This window comes from Pseudomonas sp. LJDD11 (assembly GCF_024584215.1).
Lineage (GTDB): Bacteria > Pseudomonadota > Gammaproteobacteria > Pseudomonadales > Pseudomonadaceae > Aquipseudomonas.
On sequence record NZ_JANJFL010000015.1, the window covers coordinates 36,385 to 51,399 of the forward strand.

Consider the following 15,015-nt stretch of genomic DNA (forward strand, 5'->3'; position numbering starts at 1 on the left):
CGGCATCGCTCAAGTCGCCCTCACCGGTGCCTGATGCCGTTGCTCCTCAGTCGGCTCCTTGATCCGGTACCACGCGACATACAGTGCCGGCAGAAACAGCAGGGTCAGCAAGGTCGCCACCACGATCCCGCCGATCATGGCGTAGGCCATCGGGCCCCAGAACACCTCACGGGCAATCGGGATCATGCCCAGGCTGGCCGCCGCCGCCGTCAGTAGAATTGGACGACGGCGGTGCTCGGTCGCTTCGACCACGGCATCCCACGGCAGGTAGCCGGCGCGTTCGTAAGCATCGATCTGGGTCACCAGAATCACCGAGTTGCGGATGATGATACCCACTAGCGCCAGCACCCCGAGGATCGCGACAAAGCCCAACGGCGTGCCGGTGGGGACCAGCGCCAGTACCACGCCAATCAGCCCCAGCGGCGCCACGCTGGCGACCAGAAACATCTTCTGCACGCTATGCAACTGGATCATCAGGAAGGTCGCCATCAGGAACAGCATCAGCGGCAACACCTGAGCAATCGGCCCTTGCGCCTTGCTGCTCTCTTCAACCGTGCCGCCGGTGGCGACCTTATAGCCGCTGGGCAAGCCTTGGGTGAATTTGTCTATCGCGGGCTTCAACTGGGCCACCAGGTCGGTGGGCTGGATTTCGTCACGCACGGCACCTTTGACCGTGATGGTCGGTTTGCGGTCGCGGCGCCACACCAAGGGTTGCTCCAGTTCATAGCCCACCGTGGCGAAGGCCAGTAGCGGGATCGAGGTGCCCTGCGGGGTGACGATCTGCAGGTTCTGCAAAGTTTCAGGGCTACCGCGCTCGGCATCTTCGGCGCGCCCCACCACATTGAGCAGATAAATATCGTCCCGCACCTGCGTGATGGTCGAACCGCTGACCACGCTGTTCATCACCGACGCCACGTCCTCGGACGACAAGCCCAGTTGCCGCGCCTTGTCCTGGTTGATATCAATGCGCAGCACCTTGCCCGGTTCGTTCCAGTCGAACACCACCTCACCCACATGACTGTTGTTATCCAGCAACGCCGCCAGCTCGATGGCATGCTGGCGTACCTTGTCGATATCCGGGCCGCTGATCCGGTACTGCAACGGCCGCCCCACCGGCGGGCCCATTTCCAGCGGCTGGACGAACGAGCCGATGCCGACGAAGTCTTCACGCAAGCGCTGACGCAGGCGCTCGGTCAATGCACCACGAGCCTCCAGATCCTTGCTGACAATCACCAACTGGGCATAGAAAGGGTTTTGCAATTGCTGGTCCAGCGGCAGATAGAAGCGCAGCGCGCCCTGGCCGATGTAAGTGCTCCAGCGGGTGATGTCCGGGTCGTCTTTGAGGGTTGCTTCCAGGCGATCAACCACCTGGCGCGTCTCATTGATCGAGGCACTTTGCGGCAGGTTCAGATCAACGAGGATTTCCGGCCGGTCCGAGGCCGGGAAGAACTGGTTCTGGACAAAGCGCATGGAAAACAGCGCCAGGGCAAACAGCAGGATGGTAAAGCCGATCGCCAGCCAGCGATGGCGCATCGACCACAGCATGCTGGCGTTCAACGCCCGGCCGATCCGCCCAGGCTCTTCACTGCCCTTTTTCACCTTGCTGCTGAGAATGTGCACACCGATCACCGGCGCGAACAGCACCGCGACGATCCAGGACACCAGCATGGCTACGGCGATGACTGCAAACAGGGTAAAGGTGTACTCGCCGGCGGAACTGTTGTTCAGGCCAATCGGCACGAATCCGGCCACAGTGACCAGCGTGCCGGTGAGCATTGGAAAGGCTGTCGAGGTATAGGCATAGGTCGCCGCCTCCTCCTTGCTTTTGCCTTGCTCCAGACGGGTGACCATCATCTCCACGGTGATCATCGCATCGTCCACCAACAGGCCCAGGGCGATGATCAGGGCACCGAGCGAAATGCGCTGCATGGTGATGCCGCTGTACTCCATGAACACGAAGACCATGGCCAGCACCAGCGGGATCGAGCAGGCCACCACCAGACCTGCACGAATGCCGAGGCTGACGAAGCTGACTACCATGACGATGATCACCGCCTCGAACAGCGCACTGGTAAAGCCGCCCACCGCCTTGTCCACCACCTCGGCCTGATCGGAGACCTTATGCACCCCGACCCCCACCGGCAGGTTGGCGGTGGCCTGATCCATCCGCGCATGCAGGGCCTGACCAAATTGCTGGATATTGCCGCCATCTTTCATCGCAATCGCCAGGCCGATGGCCGGCTGGCCGTTGTAACGAAACAGCGGCGCAGGCGGGTCGGTAAACCCGCGCTCGATATCAGCAATATCGCTGAGCCGGTAGAAACGATCGTTAAGGCGCAGATTGACCGCCGCCAGGTCTTTCTCCGAGGCAAACTGGCCGGAGGTGCGCACCGAGATCCGCTCGGGACCGGCTTCGATTACCCCGGCCGGGGTGACCGCGTTCTGTGACTGCAGGCTCTGTATCACCTGGCGCTGATCCAGCCCCAGCGCGGCCAGCTTGCGGGTCGAGAAATTCAGATAAATCACTTCGTCCTGCTGGCCGATCATCTCGACCTTGCCCAGCCCGTCGACCTCACGAATCTCGGCGCGCACTTGCTCCACGTAATCGCGCAGCTGACGCATGCTGAACCCGTCGGCAGTAAAGGCGTAGATCGAGCCGTAGACATCACCGAACTCGTCATTGAACACCGGCCCTTGCAAGCCCTGCGGAAACTCGCCGCGAATGTCATCGACTTTTTTGCGCACCTGATACCAGATCTCTGGAATCGCCGCGGCACTGGTGGTGTCACGCAGAAACACCATGATCGTGGACTCACCCGGCCGGGTGTAGCTCTTCACATAATCCAGCGAGTCCAGCTCTTCGAGCTTTTTCTCGATCCGATCGGTCACCTGATTGAGCGTTTCATCCACCGTAGCGCCGGGCCAGCGGGTCTGGATGACCATGGTCTTGATGGTGAACGACGGGTCTTCTTCGCGGCCCAGGTTCATGTAGGAGAACACGCCCATCAGCAGGCCGACGAACATCAGGTACCAGACGAACGACTGATGCTTGATGGCCCACTCGGAGAGATTGAAACCGCCTTTCATCGCGGGCTGTCCTTATCGATTTTGACGTTCTGCCCCGGCTTGAGGCTGTTGATACCTGCGGTTACCACCTGTTCGCCGGGCTTGACGCCCTCGCTCAGCAAAAAGCTCTCAGCGGTGCGGCTGATGACGGTGACCGGCCTGGGGTTGACGGTCTGGCTGGCGGCATCGACCACCCATACCCGGCTCTGGCCCGCCTGTTCTTGCAAGGCATTGAGCGGCAGGCGTACGCGCGGGACCACTGCCGAGCTCAGGGTGACGCTGATCGCCGTGCCCAGGCGCAACGCCGCCGGCTGTTCGGCCAGGGTCAGGCGTGCCCGGCGGGTGCGGGTCGAGGCGTCCGGCTGTGGTTCGACTTCACGCAGGCTGGCCGTGGTGCTGACACTCGGATCAAGCTGGCTGGCGACATTGAACTGCACGTCCGCTGGCAACTGATCGAGCAGTTCGGCCGGCAGGTCGATCACCGCTTCCTTGATATCCGGCCGGGCCAGGGTGACCACCTCCTGGCCGGCGCTGACCACCTGCCCGGCTTCGACTTTCCACTCAGTCACCACCGCCTCATGATCACTGCGCAGTTCGCTGTAGCTCAATTGATCGCGGGCCTGCTGCGCCGCCGCACGGGCCTGGTCCAGCGACGAGCGGCTGGTCTTGAGGTCAGTCAGGGCGATATCCAGTTGCGCCTGGGCGCCGACCCCACGATCAAACAGCGTCTGCTGACGGCGGGCATTGGCCTGGGCATTGATGAACTGCGCCTCGACCCTGGCCTGATCGCTCTCGCGGTTACGCAAAGTGTTCTGTTGATCGGTGGGGTCCAGGCGTGCCAGCAACTGGCCCTTGCGGACCTCGGCGCCGACATCCACCGCGCGCTGGGCGATGCGCCCCGGCACCCGGAAGCCCAGCACACTCTGATAACGCGCTTGAATGTTGCCGGCAAAGCGCCCGAAGTCCTGTTGCGACTCGGCCTGGGCCTTTACCCAAACCACCGGCCGCACCGGCTCTGGCGGCGGGTCATCGTTGCCACAGGCGGCCAGCAGCACGGCGCTGGTCAGGATCAAGACACTGCGCTTCATGGCTGTGCTCCGGCGGCTGAGGTTTTGTGCTCGGCGATTTCCACCTCGATATCCGGGTGCAGCAATTGCCCACCGGCGGTCACGACCTTTTCACCGGGCTGCAAACCGTCATCGATCATGACCTTGCCGGTCAGGTAACGCGCCACCTTGACCGTGCGCAGGTGCGCCTTGCCCTGCTCATCGACCACCCACACCGCCGGCTGGCCAATGTCCTGGCCGATATTCTTGGTCAATGCCGCCCAGGGCAACTCGACCCGCGGCCGGGCCGGCGGGCTGAGCGCGACACTGACTACCGAACCGAGGCTCATGCCCTCAGGCAGCGGCTGCAGCGCGATTTTCACCTGCAACGTGCCAGTCTGCGCCGAGACCGCTGGCGTCACCTCGCGCACCTTGCCCATGACGTTGAGCTGCGGGTTATCGAGCAGGCTGACCTGCACCGGCTGATCGCCCGGTGGCTCGACGAACAGCGACTCATAAACGTTGAACACCGCGTCGCGCCCACCATCGCCGGCCAGCTCAAAAATTGGCTGGGTGGCCGACACCACCTGGCCCACTTCGGCCTGCCGCGCAGTGATCACCCCTGGCGCATCAGCCACCAATGCCGTGTAGCTCAGTTGCTCACGAGCGTTGGCCAGTTGCGCCTGAGCGGCCTTGAGTGCGCTTTCACTGCCACGCAATTGCGCCTGGGCAGCATCGAACTCGCTCTGGCTGGTGTAGCCTTTGGGCAGCAACTGCTGCTGACGCCAGAACGCAGCCTTGGCCTGGGTCACCCGCGCCTGCTCGGCCACCACCGCAGCCTGGGCTGAATCGACATTGACCTGCAAATCCTTGGGGTCGAGACGGGCCAACACCTGACGGGCGCTGACCCGCGCGCCCACATCGACGTAACGTTCGATGATCTTGCCGCCTACCCGGAACGACAGCGGTGTCTGAATGCGTGCCTGAATATCGCCGGTCAGCGCCACGCTGGCGGCGAAATTCTCGGCCTGCACTTGCTGAACATAGACCCGCGGCAGCTTGGGCTGCTCGGGCGGCTTTTCGCCGCAACCGGCCAACAGCAAGGCCGCAGCCAGAGGCACCCAAAGCAGTCTTGCAGGGACAACAGGCATGCAGGCTCCTTGGTGGATGCAGATCTGAAATGGAGAGTCATTGAGTGATGTGAATATGCGACTGCGGGGGACAAGCAAGGGTTCCTGTCACGACGACTCAAAAGCTGTTTCTGCTCCGAAGTTACGCCGGCCTCTGCGTCACTCCGGCAACGGACCGTTCAATGATGCTTCTGCGCACCGGTAACGAACCAATCCCTGCAAGCGCTATGGGGGACGACGCAGGCGCAGCAACCTTACCCAGCTTGAGACCGGCATAACGCATCCCGCTGAAAGCGCCTGTGCCCAGCAGAGCCAGAGCCCCAAGCGCATGCCCTGCATTCGATTCGGGCACCACGTACCTGACCACCGTACCGGCAATCCCCACGATGGCCGAGGCCGCCACCGCAGCGGAACCTGCCACCACCAGTTTGTCACCGGTGGTCGCGTTGCCCGCGCGCAGCTTGGCAATCCTGGGTTTGGTGAATTTGTACAGCACTCCCGAGGTGATCAGCGGTACCACCATGCCAAGGATCGGCATCACATCACGCCAGAAATCCCCAAAAAAATCAGCGTGCCCCGTGGGATCGCAGCGGTTGACCGGATCGCCTCGGCAGTAGGCATAGGCATTGATCCCGCCTTCGGCAAACGGGCTCAGGCTGTCGGGGCTGTTGAAACGCATCAGCACCGGGTTATCCGCCCGGTAGCCATGGCCCAGCAGGTAGTGCCCGGTCAGCGGGTCGGGCAACTCGCCATTGAAGCCGGGCGACGAGTGTTCGTCAGCGGCCAGGCTTCTGGTCCTGGCCAGACGGTCCAGCGGATCGTAGCGGTAGATACGCATCGCCATAACGGCCTGCTCAAAGTATCGAGAGAGGCGTCAACAATGCTCTGTCGCAAAGGAGTCGGGTACTGGCAGAAGTAAGAGCGAGCTTGCTCGCGAAAGGGCCAGAGAAACCAGCACACCGGCTGTGGATGTACCTCAGCATTAGCCGCGATGCTGTTCGCTTAAGTACACACATCTCGGTAGGAGTGGCCGGCCGGCGCTCCGGTTGTCGGAGTGCCGAACCACAACGAAGGCGGCAGCACATTCGCAGCAGATGCTGTGACTTTACCGGCTCTTCGCGAGCAGACCGGGGCGCCGGCCGGCTCTTCCCACCGGGTCCGCAGTGCTTATCTGAACAGTATTGGCTTTAGCCGCGAAGACGCTGTGTGAAGGCTTCGCAGCTAAAGCTGCTCCTGCAAGCTTCGGTGTTTATTGCGCTATATGGCCGGCACTGGTTACTCAGCTCCCCGGCGTACTGTGGGCTTCTTCGAAGAAGTAGTCCTTCCAGCTCGCTGCCTTGTTTTTCAACACGCCCAGTTCATGCAGCTTCTCGGCATAGATGAAGGTGCGCTGCGGGGTGATGGTGAAGTCGATTTCCGGATCGGCGACGATCTTCTCGACCAGCGCCAATGGCAGTTTGGACTGTTCGACACGGATGTAGGTCTGCGCAGCCGCCGGTTTGTCGGCTTTGATGATCTTCTCGGCTTCGGCCAGTGCGTCGTAGAACGCCTTGTAGGTCTTGGGGTTCTCGTCGTGGAACTTCTGGGTGGTGTACAGGACGTTGAACGTAGCCTGGCCACCGAGCACATCATACGAGCTGAGCACTTTATGTACGTTAGGGTTTTCCAGCGCCTGGTACTGGAACGGCGGGCTGGAGAAGTGCGAATTGATCTCCGAGCCACCGGCAAGCAGCGCAGCCGTGGCATCCGGATGGGCCAGGCTCACCGAGATATTGTCGAATTTCTTGTAGTTGTCGTTACCGAACTGCTTGGCAGTTTCGATCTGCAAGGTCCGCGACTGGAAACCCACTCCCGCTGCCGGTACGGCGATACGGTCCTTTTCCGAGAAGTCCTTGAGGGTCTTCACGTTCGGATTGTTGGTCAGCAGGTAGTTGGGCATCGAACCCAACGAGGCAATGGCCTTGACGTTCTGCTTGCCCTTTGTCCGGTCCCAGACCGTCAGCATCGGCGGTACGCCGGCCGACACCACATCCAGTGCGCCGGCCAGCAGGCCTTCGTTCATCGCCGTGGCGCCGGAAACGCTGTTCCAGTTCACCTCGATATCCAGACCTTGTTGCTTGCCGTGTTTCTCGATCAGTTTCTGGTCGCGCACCACGTCCAGAATCAGGTAACCGATACCGAACTGTTGGGCGATGCTGATCTTGCCTTCGGCCTGGGCCGTACTGCTGAACAGCCCGCTCAAAGCCAAGGTCGCAGCCAGGCCGCCCAAGGCCGAACGTTTGAAAATAGTGCTCATGGAAAGACTCTCTTGGAATTTTGTGATGCTTAACGCTGCATGCCCCAGCGTTTCACGGTCAGACGTTCAATGTTGGCGAACAACAGGTTCTCGACCAGCAGGCCGATAAGGATCACCGCAGCCAGGCCGGCAAACACCTTATCGGTGTACAGCTCGTTGCGGTTCTGGAAGATGTACCAGCCCAGGCCGCCCTTGCCCGACGAGGCGCCGAACACCAGTTCGGCGGCGATCAGGGTGCGCCAGGCGAAGGCCCAGCCAATCTTCAGGCCAGCCAGGATCGACGGCAGCGCCGCCGGAATCAGGATGTGCCAGACAAAGCGCAGACCCTTGAGGCCATAGTTGCGACCGGCCATGCGCTGCGTCTCGGACACCCCCAGAAAACCGGCATAGGTGTTCAACGCCAGTGCCCAGAGCACCGAGTGCACCAGGACGAAGATCAGGCTGTTCTGGCCCAGACCAAACCACAGCAACGCCAGCGGCAACAGGGCGATGGCCGGCAGCGGGTTGAACATGGCGGTCAGGGTACTGAGCAGGTCACGGCCCAGTTGGGTCGACACCGCCAGGGTGGTCAGACCAAAGGCCAGGACGATGCCGATCAGATACCCCTGAATCAACACCGTAAGCGAGATCCATACCTTGCCCAGCAGTTCGCCGCTGAGCAGGCCTTCGTAAAACGCTTTGGCAGTCTGCAAGAAGCTCGGCAGCAGCAGGTCGTTGGCCTGGATGCGGGCGACCACTTCCCAGAGCACGGCCAGGACGATCATGATCAGGGTCTTGCGCACCCAGCCCAGTTGCCAGATGCGCTGCAGCAGGGGAATGTCACGGGCCAGCTCACTCTGAACGAATGGTTCAAGCGCGACTTCATATTCTTCGCGGCGCGGCGAAGACGGATTGGTGGAAATACTCATGGTTTGAATCTCTGCGGGCAGGCCAGGCCTGCCGGTGAATGCTCAATACGCGATGCGTATGTCCTGAAAGCCCAGTTCACGCTCGGTCTGGCTGCCACCGGGCTGCTCGTCGAACAGCAAGCGGTGGATGCGCTGCGCGGTCTGCTGAAACCCCACCCCGCCCAGGCTCTGCAAGTCGTACTGGTGGCTGTTGATCTCGGCGCGAACCCGGCCCGGATGCGGCGACAGCAGCAGAATGCGGTTGCCGACCACCAACGCCTCTTCAATGGAGTGGGTGACGAACAACAGGGTGAAACGCACCTCGTCCCATAGCTCCAGCAACTCTTCCTGCATCTTGCGCCGGGTCAGCGCGTCGAGCGCGGCGAAAGGCTCATCCATCAGCAGGATCTTCGGCTGCATGGCCAGCGCGCGGGCAATCGCTACCCTCGCTTTCATGCCGCCAGACAAAGTGTGCGGGTACGCCTGGGCGAAAGCGCTCAGGCCGACCTTGTCCAGATAGTATTTGGCACGCTCCAGCGCCTCGGGACGCTTGAGGGTGCGCGAGGCCAGCAGCGGGAACATGACGTTCTCGATCACCGTCTTCCAGGGCGGTAACTGGTCGAACTCCTGGAACACCACGATGCGGTCCGGTCCCGGTTCGCTGACCTGATGACCGGCCAGACGAATCTGCCCCTCGCTGGGCCTGATGAAACCGGCCACGGCCTTGAGCAGGGTGGACTTGCCGCAGCCCGAGGGGCCGAGCAGGACGAAGCGGTCAGACGGATCGACCTCGAAACTGACCTGATGGGTCGCCCGCACAACCCGCTCCGGGGTACGGTATTCCAGGCTCACATTCTGTACTTGCAACAAGGCCTCAGCGGCGGGCTGATTGGCCTGTTGCGCGGGATTGTTATGGCTAGCCGTATGGCTTTGCACGACAGCATTCATGTCGGCGCTCCTCTAAATCGGTACGGCTGATCAGTAAGGCGCAGTGCCCTGAATGGTCGTGCGGTGCAAGCGGCGGCGCAGATGGGCCGGGCAGCCGGTCGCCAGGTGGATCAATGAACGGTTGTCCCAGAACACCATGTCGTTGTCCTGCCATTGGTGGCGGTAGACGTTCTCGGGGCGGGTGCTGTGGGCATACACCTCGGCGAGAATCTGGCGGCTTTCGTCTTCAGGCACACCGACGATATGGGTGGTGAAGTTTTCACTGACAAATAGCGCCTTACGGCCATTCTCCGGGTGGGTACGCACCACCGGATGCGCCACTTCAACCACCTGAGCCAGTTGCTCGGGGGTCAGGGTCGGCCGCCAGTTTTCGGCGTTGTGACCGTCACGGTAGCGCGCGGTATAGCTGTGCACTGCTTTGCGGCCTTCCACGGCATTGCGCAGATGCTCAGGCAAGGTTTCCCAGGCCTTGTGCATGTCGGCGAACAATGTGTCGCCGCCTTCGCTGGGCAGTTCCTGGGCATAGAGCATCGAACCCAGGCTTGGCAGCTCTTTGTAGGACAGGTCCGAATGCCAGAACTTGCCGGCATCGCCAAGGCCGATGGGCTGGCCGTCTTCAACGATATTGGAAACGATGAGGATTTCCGGGTGGTTGGCCAACAGGAACTGCTTGAGCACGTGGATCTGCAATACACCGAAACGGCGGCTGAAATCGATCTGCTGCTGCGGGGTGATCCGCTGGTCACGGAACACCACCAAATGGTGGTCCAGATGGGCTTTATGGACCCGGGCAAAGTCGCTGTCGTTGAGGCTGCGAGACAAATCCAGGCCGACAATCTCTGCACCGACATTGCCGGACAAAGGGCGTACTTCGAAGGATTGGCTGGTCGATTGTGCGGCTGAAGAAGCGAGGGAGGCTGCTGGCATGAGTACTCCGATTCAAAGGACCAGAAACTGAATGGAGTAACTGTATCGATATAAGAAATTAAATTTAAATACCGTTATTGAATATGCATATGACTGGTTTCAAATGCTTCGCGGCTGAAGCCGCTCCTACGGGCGTACGCCTGCAGGAGCGGCTTCAGCCCCGAAAATGCTGCTAATGGAACTGTTACTGCTTTGGACGCCGGCAATACCCCGCCGTCGTATTTCTTCTCGATGAAAGCTTTGACTTCAGGGCTGGTCAGCGCCTTGGACAGCTTCTGGATCGCGTCGGTGTTGGCGTTGTCGGCACGGGTTACCAGATAGTTCACGTACGGCGAATCGGCGCCTTCAATGATCAGTGCATCCTTTTTCGGGTTGAGCTTGGCTTCCAGCGCGTAGTTGGTGTTGATCAGCGCCAGATCGACCTGGCTCAGGGTACGCGGCAGTACCGCCGATTCCAGCTCACGGAATTTCAGCTTTTTGGGGTTGGTTGCGATGTCTTTCGGGGTAGACAGGGCGTTGGTCGGGTCTTTCAGGGTGATCAGGCCGCCTTTTTGCAACAGCAACAGGGCGCGGCCGGCATTGCTGCCCTCGTTGGGGATCGCCACGGTGGCGCCCTCAGGCAGCTCGTTCAGGCTCTTGTATTTCGACGAGTAACCACCAAAGGGTTCGACGTGTACACCCACACCGGTGGTCAGGGTCGCGCCTTTACCTTTATTGAACCCGTCCAGGTAAGGCTTGGTCTGGAAGTAGTTGGCGTCCAGACGCTTCTCGTTGAGCTGTACATTGGGCTGCACGTAGTCGGTGAAAACCTTGATTTCCAGGTCCACCCCTTCCTTGGCCAGGGTCGGCTTGATCAGCTCAAGGATTTCGGCATGCGGAACCGGGGTCGCGCCAACCACCAGTTTCTCGCCGGCATGTGCCAGGCCTGTCGAGAACGCCACTGCCAGTGCGGCCATCAGGAATGTCTTTTTCATGCGTTGCCCCTTGGAGGATCTGTGTTGCTTATGAGTATTTGAGGGTCCCGATGGTGGCCATTGGGACGTGGAGCAGACATTAGCGGGCTTTTTTATTACCACAAAATACTTTTTATCAATCTTCTTATTACTTTTACAGATAAGCCTCTGGTGCGCTATTTCCTGACCAGTTGGCAAAAAAACGCCGCAGCCCATCACGGACTACGGCGTTGAAATCAGTGACTCAAAGGGCTCAGCCCGGCAGTTGCTCAAGGCGCCCGGTCAGTGTTTGCAACAGGCTTTTCAGCTGCGCCAGTTGCGCAGGCTCGGCATTGCCCAGCAAACGACGCGTCTGGCGTTCAATTTCAGCCAGCGGATCGTTGCTGCCCGGCAGGTTGAGGTGTTCTGGCAGAATTTCTTCACCGCTGCTGACCAGCAAGGCGAAGTGGATGACGTTTTCCAGCTCGCGGGTATTGCCCGGCCAGTCGTGGGCCTGCAACACCTCATGGGCGGCATCGCTGATCAACTGCACCGGCAGGTTCAGGCGCTGGCTGTAGATACCGACGAAGTATTCGGCCAACGGCAGGATATTTCCCGGCTGCTCGCGCAAGGCAGGCAGGTCGAGACGGCCTTCGCTGAGGTAATGGTACAAGCGCTCGTGAAACTTGCCCGCCGCCACGGCCTTGGCCAGGTCGATACTGGTCGCCGCGACCAGGCGCACATCCACCGGGCTGGGCTGCTGTGAGCCGACCCGGGTGACTTCATGATTTTCCAGCGCGGCCAACAGCTTGCTCTGAATCGGCAGCGGCAGGTCGCCGATTTCATCCAGATACAGCGTGCCGCCGTTGGCCGAACCGAACCAGCCGGCGCGGCTGCTCGGTGAGCCGTTGTGGGCGCCAGGCGCGTGGCCGAACAGCTCGGCTTCGGCATAGGTCGGACTCAGCGCCCCGCAATTGACCGAAACGAACAGGCCACCGCGATCACTGCCACGATGAATGTGGCGGGCCAGCAGCTCTTTACCGGTGCCCGGTTCGCCGCGAATCAGGATCGGCAACGGCCCCGCCGCCAGTTGCTCCATTTCGGTACGCAACTGCCGCGAGCGGGGGTCGATGAACACCAGCGCCTTGGCACGGATGCTCAACGGGCTCTTGTCAGCATCGGGGAAGGTCAGAAACGACTGACCAGGAATCTCTTGAACACTCATGAATAACTCCCGCCAGCGCCATCCTGGCCCCGGCGTTACAAAAAATGGCCCCGGATCGGAGCTGATAAATAAAACGCAGACTCAAGCGCGCCGACGCGACTGTTGCTCCAGGCGGCTTTGCAGGCGGTAAAGGTAGGCGAAGCCCTGCTCCCAGCGTTGGTGACCGGACTTGACGTTGATGTGCCCGGCCTGGCTCAGAAAGCCTACCTCGGCGCCCCAGTGGCGGGCCATTTCCATGGCGCGCTGGGTGCTGACCGCCGGATCGTTGTCAGAACTGACAATCTGGGTCGGGAACGGCAGCAGGTGATCGGGAATCGGCGCAAAATTTCGCAGCGCCGGCGGGCAATTGGGCCGCTCGACGTCGGCAGGCGCAACCAGCAATGCCCCATGCACTTGACGCAGCGACTCGACCGGCGCCAGTTGCGCCCAGTGCGCCACCGTGATGCAGCCCAGACTATGGGCGATCAGGATCACCGGCGAGCTGTGCGCGGCAATCGAACGCTGCAACTCACCCACCCAATCTTCACGACGTGGTTTGTCCCAGTCAGCCTGTTGTACACGGGCGCTGTTGGGCAAGCTATTCTGCCAATGAGTCTGCCAGTGATCGTCCGGCGACCCTTGCCAACCTGGCACGATCAGATAACGGATGGATTCGTTATGCATGGGGTCGCCTCCTGAAGGCCTGTATCCATGCAGCGAGTATAGGGAGGCAATATATATTCGTTAAGGAATAAGAAGATATTTATTAATTCCATAAAGAAATAACAGCATTTCTTCTCCCCTAGCCAACACAGGGTGTATCGCGCATGCCCGAGCCAAGCAGCCTCGCCAGTTGGACCCGCGCTCTGCGCAAGCAACTCGACGTCCTGGGCCTGGACAGCGCCGGGCTGTGCCTGGCAGCCGGGTTTGACCCGCACACGCGCGAGGCGCCGGGGGCGACGCTACGCTTGTGGCAACTGGCAGTGCAGGCCAGCGCCGACCCGGCCTTGGGCCTGCGGGTGTCACGCTTTGTCAGCCCGACCAGTTTTCATGCGCTGGGCTACACCCTGGTGGCCAGCGAATCGTTGCGCGAGGTGTTCGAGCGGATCGTGCGCTATCACTCCCCCACTCGCGACGCCCTGCAACTGAGCTTCCAGAAAACCGGCGAGCGCTACGAATTCAGCTTCAGCCCACCGCCAGACTGCGCGGCTCCCGTGCCCGAGATGCTCGATGCCTTTGCTGCCATCTACGTCCGCACCTGCCGTAACCGCCTGGGGCGTAGCTATGCACCGCTGGAGGTGCACCTGCAACGCCCCCAGCCGGAAAACCCGCTGCCGTGGCAGGAGCTGTTTCGCGCGCCGTTGTTTTTCGGCGCGGCGCACAACCTGTTGGTGTTCGCCAGCCGCGACTTCGACAGCCACCTGGATGACGGCGCCACCCAGCCGGGCGAGCCGGCAGCACAGGCCCAGGCGCTGATCTGGGAGCCACGGGTGCGCAGCGTGATCGAAGCGCAGTTACCCGAAGGCGAACCGAGCGCCGAGACCGTTGCCCAGGTTTTAGGCTTGAGCCTGCGCAGCCTGCAACGGCACTTGGCCGACGAAGGCTGCCGCTATGATCTGCTGGTCAACCAGTGCCGGGAAAACCTTGCGTTGCTGCACATCAACGACCCGGACGCCTCACTCAGCGAGATTGCGTCGCTGCTGGGGTTTGCCGATGTCGACAGTTTCAGCCGCGCCTTCAAGCGTTGGACCGGCCTGACCCCGACGCAGTATCGCCAGGGGCTGGCACGTTAGCAGGGTGCGCGGGCGCGCAGCACATTGGCTGCCTTGCGCAGCTTATCGATATCGAAGACTTCCAGTTGCTCCTGGCCCAGCCGGATGATCCTGCGCTGCTGCAAGTCTTGCAGGACTTCCAGCAAGGCGGCGCGCGACAACGCTACGGTAGGGCAGGCTTCAATCGCCTCGAAACCGACCAGCCGCCGGGCATGGCTCAGTTGCCCGTAGCCTTCGCAGAGCAGTAACAACCGCCAGGCGACGCGGGCGCGATCCGGCAGGCTGTGCAGTTTTTCCGGGCGCAGCAATGGCAGGCCGAGCTTGTTACTGAGCAACTGGGCAAAAAAGCGTAAATCTTCAGGGTGCTCAAGCAGCCATTGATCAATAAACGGCTGGGGCACCTGCAAAAAGATGCTCTGCACCAGAGAATAGGCATCCAGCGTGCGTGGCTGGCCATCGAACAGCGACACCTCGCCAAACCAGAACGGCGCCACCAGCTCTTCAAGCCGTGGCGTCAGACGCTGTTGCCCGGCACTGCCCATGCGCACCGCGCCCTCAAGCAGCACGTACAGGCCACAGGGCGGGTCACCCTGAGCAAACAGCAGCTTGCCTGGGGTAATACGCCGTTGTCGCGCAGCGCCCAATAAAGCGTCTTGCAAGGCGGCCGGCAATTGCCCAAACCAGTAGTCGCTCATCAAGCGCGACCGCCACAGCGTTCCATTTGTCATTTCTGCTCCCTTTTTTCGTAGGCAGGTGTTTGCTGGAGCAGCTACTGTGTAGCCAACCCATCAACGCTGCGGACAGGAA

At 61.1% G+C, this 15,015-nt stretch carries 12 protein-coding genes and 1 pseudogene; 1 reads left to right on the forward strand and 12 read right to left on the reverse strand.

Going from position 1 to position 15,015, the window contains the following annotated elements; translation table 11 throughout:
- Positions 1–9: 9 nt before the first annotated feature.
- The 11 genes and pseudogenes from NRB16_RS17635 to NRB16_RS17685 form a co-directional block, all read right to left on the reverse strand.
- Entirely contained in the window at positions 10–3,087 is a 3,078-nt protein-coding gene (locus NRB16_RS17635; RefSeq protein WP_257106574.1) for an efflux RND transporter permease subunit, read from the reverse strand.
- The gene (locus NRB16_RS17640) at positions 3,084–4,154 is read right to left on the reverse strand and encodes an efflux RND transporter periplasmic adaptor subunit (protein WP_257106575.1); all 1,071 of its coding nucleotides are present in this window, start codon (positions 4,152–4,154) and stop codon (positions 3,084–3,086) included. The genes NRB16_RS17635 and NRB16_RS17640 overlap by 4 nt, the downstream gene beginning before the upstream one ends.
- Positions 4,151–5,263, reverse strand: a complete 1,113-nt coding sequence (locus NRB16_RS17645; protein WP_257106576.1) for an efflux RND transporter periplasmic adaptor subunit — start codon at positions 5,261–5,263, stop codon at positions 4,151–4,153. Before NRB16_RS17645 ends, NRB16_RS17640 begins: the two co-directional genes overlap by 4 nt.
- Positions 5,264–5,384: 121 nt before the next feature.
- Complete coding sequence (locus NRB16_RS17650) at positions 5,385–6,086, reverse strand: RHS repeat-associated core domain-containing protein (RefSeq protein WP_257106577.1); 702 nt, start codon at positions 6,084–6,086, stop codon at positions 5,385–5,387.
- Positions 6,087–6,521: 435 nt separating this feature from the next.
- A complete protein-coding gene (locus NRB16_RS17655; RefSeq protein WP_253140770.1) occupies positions 6,522–7,538 on the reverse strand; it encodes an ABC transporter substrate-binding protein in 1,017 nt (338 codons plus the stop codon).
- Positions 7,539–7,567: 29 nt separating this feature from the next.
- Entirely contained in the window at positions 7,568–8,446 is an 879-nt protein-coding gene (locus tag NRB16_RS17660) for an ABC transporter permease (RefSeq protein ID WP_253112021.1), read from the reverse strand.
- A 42-nt stretch (positions 8,447–8,488) separates the two neighbouring features.
- Positions 8,489–9,373: an ABC transporter ATP-binding protein gene (locus tag NRB16_RS17665; RefSeq protein ID WP_045486126.1), complete on the reverse strand. Its 885-nt coding sequence runs from the start codon at positions 9,371–9,373 to the stop codon at positions 8,489–8,491.
- A gap of 30 nt (positions 9,374–9,403) precedes the next feature.
- Positions 9,404–10,300: a TauD/TfdA family dioxygenase gene (locus NRB16_RS17670; RefSeq protein WP_257106578.1), complete on the reverse strand. Its 897-nt coding sequence runs from the start codon at positions 10,298–10,300 to the stop codon at positions 9,404–9,406.
- A 197-nt stretch (positions 10,301–10,497) separates the two neighbouring features.
- Positions 10,498–11,274: pseudogene (locus NRB16_RS17675) on the reverse strand (MetQ/NlpA family ABC transporter substrate-binding protein); the annotation flags it as partial.
- Between the two features lie 232 nt (positions 11,275–11,506).
- The gene (locus NRB16_RS17680; protein ID WP_045486118.1) at positions 11,507–12,457 is read right to left on the reverse strand and encodes a sigma 54-interacting transcriptional regulator; all 951 of its coding nucleotides are present in this window, start codon (positions 12,455–12,457) and stop codon (positions 11,507–11,509) included.
- An 81-nt stretch (positions 12,458–12,538) separates the two neighbouring features.
- Positions 12,539–13,120: an alpha/beta hydrolase gene (locus NRB16_RS17685; protein WP_045486115.1), complete on the reverse strand. Its 582-nt coding sequence runs from the start codon at positions 13,118–13,120 to the stop codon at positions 12,539–12,541.
- Between the two features lie 143 nt (positions 13,121–13,263).
- Here NRB16_RS17685 and NRB16_RS17690 point away from each other — a divergent pair, with 143 nt between their 5' ends.
- Positions 13,264–14,229 (forward strand): AraC family transcriptional regulator, encoded by a 966-nt coding sequence (locus NRB16_RS17690; protein WP_257106579.1) that lies wholly within the window; start codon positions 13,264–13,266, stop codon positions 14,227–14,229.
- On the opposite strand, the gene NRB16_RS17695 is transcribed toward NRB16_RS17690, so the two are convergent.
- Positions 14,226–14,936 (reverse strand): Crp/Fnr family transcriptional regulator, encoded by a 711-nt coding sequence (locus NRB16_RS17695; protein WP_045486109.1) that lies wholly within the window; start codon positions 14,934–14,936, stop codon positions 14,226–14,228. The two genes, NRB16_RS17690 and NRB16_RS17695, sit on opposite strands and share 4 nt — an antisense overlap.
- Between the last annotated feature and the right edge of the window lie 79 nt (positions 14,937–15,015).

What these genes read in the sequence shown, in the direction of transcription:
- NRB16_RS17650 (WP_257106577.1), bottom strand. Translation starts at nt 6,086, where the DNA reads ATGGCGATGCGTATCTACCGCTACGATCCGCTGGACCGTCTGGCCAGG.
- NRB16_RS17635 (WP_257106574.1), bottom strand. Translation starts at nt 3,087, where the DNA reads ATGAAAGGCGGTTTCAATCTCTCCGAGTGGGCCATCAAGCATCAGTCG.
- NRB16_RS17690 (WP_257106579.1), top strand. Translation starts at nt 13,264, where the DNA reads ATGCCCGAGCCAAGCAGCCTCGCCAGTTGGACCCGCGCTCTGCGCAAG.
- NRB16_RS17665 (WP_045486126.1), bottom strand. Translation starts at nt 9,373, where the DNA reads ATGAATGCTGTCGTGCAAAGCCATACGGCTAGCCATAACAATCCCGCG.
- NRB16_RS17685 (WP_045486115.1), bottom strand. Translation starts at nt 13,120, where the DNA reads ATGCATAACGAATCCATCCGTTATCTGATCGTGCCAGGTTGGCAAGGG.
- NRB16_RS17640 (WP_257106575.1), bottom strand. Translation starts at nt 4,154, where the DNA reads ATGAAGCGCAGTGTCTTGATCCTGACCAGCGCCGTGCTGCTGGCCGCC.
- NRB16_RS17695 (WP_045486109.1), bottom strand. Translation starts at nt 14,936, where the DNA reads ATGACAAATGGAACGCTGTGGCGGTCGCGCTTGATGAGCGACTACTGG.
- NRB16_RS17645 (WP_257106576.1), bottom strand. Translation starts at nt 5,263, where the DNA reads ATGCCTGTTGTCCCTGCAAGACTGCTTTGGGTGCCTCTGGCTGCGGCC.
- NRB16_RS17680 (WP_045486118.1), bottom strand. Translation starts at nt 12,457, where the DNA reads ATGAGTGTTCAAGAGATTCCTGGTCAGTCGTTTCTGACCTTCCCCGAT.
- NRB16_RS17660 (WP_253112021.1), bottom strand. Translation starts at nt 8,446, where the DNA reads ATGAGTATTTCCACCAATCCGTCTTCGCCGCGCCGCGAAGAATATGAA.
- NRB16_RS17655 (WP_253140770.1), bottom strand. Translation starts at nt 7,538, where the DNA reads ATGAGCACTATTTTCAAACGTTCGGCCTTGGGCGGCCTGGCTGCGACC.
- NRB16_RS17670 (WP_257106578.1), bottom strand. Translation starts at nt 10,300, where the DNA reads ATGCCAGCAGCCTCCCTCGCTTCTTCAGCCGCACAATCGACCAGCCAA.